The organism is Lederbergia sp. NSJ-179, assembly GCF_022867885.1.
Classification (GTDB): Bacteria; Bacillota; Bacilli; order Bacillales; family Bacillaceae_C; genus Lederbergia.
This window is the reverse complement of the sequence record NZ_JALIFP010000091.1, coordinates 1-1,855: the sequence shown is the minus strand read 5'-3', so window position 1 is coordinate 1,855 and position 1,855 is coordinate 1. Positions and strand designations below refer to the sequence as shown.

At 41.6% G+C, this 1,855-nt stretch carries 1 protein-coding gene; it reads left to right on the top strand.

Annotation, left to right across the window (positions count from 1 at the left end; all coding sequences use genetic code 11):
* The first annotated feature begins 336 nt into the window (after positions 1-336).
* Complete coding sequence (locus MUB24_RS22920) at positions 337-1,641, top strand: IS91 family transposase (RefSeq protein WP_244708048.1); 1,305 nt, start codon at positions 337-339, stop codon at positions 1,639-1,641.
* The last annotated feature ends 214 nt before the right edge of the window (positions 1,642-1,855 follow it).

The following is a 1,855-nucleotide window of genomic DNA, read 5'->3' as shown; positions in this document are numbered from 1 at the left end:
TTAAAAGGTAAGAAAGTATAAAAATTGGCTAGCGTTGAGAGCCAGCTCCAGCGCCTCAATTATAGGTGTTACTATTGGATTTATTTTTTCTTTTTTAATTTTAAATGTCTTTACATATGGGGTGTTGATTTCCGCAGAAGGCACTCGCTTTCCGCGGGCGGTACGGGGAGCCTCCTCGGTGCTCCGCCCCTGTGGGGTCTCCCCAGCCCCGTTTTCCCGCAGGAGTCTCGTGCCTTCTGCTCCAATCAACCTGTATAATTGGAAAGAAACTCTCCCTTTTTCTTACTATAAAATTTGGGTCTACCAGAGTGATCGCCCCTGTGTTATTTTTAATATATGGGGAAAAATATTTTGAAGGAAATCTTTTTCGATATAAATCAACATTGGGAGACGTTCAAGAAAAAATACGGAGACAGGATCCGCTCGGTAGTCATCAAGGAGGTAGAAAAGTTTCGGGACTGCGGAGACATGAAAAAAGGATTCAAACTTCTGGTTTGTGAAGGTTGCCATGATGTGAAGCATGTTCCCTTTCGATGCAAGGGTCGTTTTTGTACGACCTGTTCCGTTGGAGAAAGCGAAGAATGGAGCCGCTTGTTATCTGAGGACGTATTACAAGTGAACCACCGACATGTGATATTTACAATTGATGAAGGGTTACGGGATATATTTCTTTTGCATCGAGAGCTTCTGAAACCGCTCATGGACGAAGCGGCTAAATTAATTGCAGATTACTTTCAAAAGAAAGCAAAGGTAACACCAGGCATAATTGTTGGTTTACATACATTTGGTTCCAGGGTGAATTTCAATCCACACGTCCATATGATGGTAACGATGGGAGGAATCACGAAAAAAGGGGAATGGAAAGGATATGATTTTATTCCATTTAAGATGCTTCGCAAGCAGTGGCAGACTGTAGTGTTGAAGCTCATTCGAAAAAGCTTGACGAAGCGAGAAAAGAAAAGGGTACAGCCAAGATTACAAAAGGCTTTTTCCGCAAATGGGGAAGGCTTCTATGTGTATGCCCCAAAACAAAGAGGTAAAATAAAAGAACAGCTCCGCTATATTGCCCGTTATATTCGTCGACCTGCGATTGGAACAAACCGGATCGAGGCATATGATGGTCAAACTGTAACCTTTAAATACGTGGACAAGACAGATGGGAAAGAAAAGCATGAAACCGTTACAGTAGAGGAGTTTATCGCACGTTTAATCCGTCATATTCCGGATGAACAATTTAAAACGATTCGTCATTATGGCATGTATTCAAGAAGGAGTAAGAAATTAAGTAAAAAGATGTTAGCAACATGGCAGCAAGGAACAAGACGTTGGATAGTAAAGGTAAAGAAAACATTACGCCGCCAAACTTGGAGAGAGCGTATTATTTCCAGTGGACAAAAAGATCCGATGATATGCCCGCATTGTGACAATTATTATGAGTACATGGGAGAAGTCTGTCTTGAGAACGGAACATTAGAAATAAAAATAGCATTAACGAAAGAAGCAAGAAACTATATGGAAAGGATGATTCATTATCTCGAAGGCAACAGGCAAGAAAAACAAGAAGAGGAAAAAAGGAAAAGGAACCGACCATTTGGGACCGAGGAAGAAGTTTGTCCATTATCATTGTTTGACGTGTCATGAGGAGGAGGAAATTCCTTATGACGTTGTAAGGGAATTTGATTTAATGGATGGGGGAGATCCAACAACCCCACCAAGATTCAGCTGTGAGAACTGTGGTGGAGAAATGTATCCAGAGTATTATAAAGGCCTACATGGACAGGAATATAAATTATCGGATTTCCTCTAGTCTGGGTGGATAGAAAAGGACCGGGCGGGGTTTGCCCGGTTTTTCTTA

Bases quoted from the DNA above. Each gene is read 5' to 3' on its own strand.
- MUB24_RS22920 (WP_244708048.1), top strand. From the start codon at position 337: ATGGGGAAAAATATTTTGAAGGAAATCTTTTTCGATATAAATCAACAT.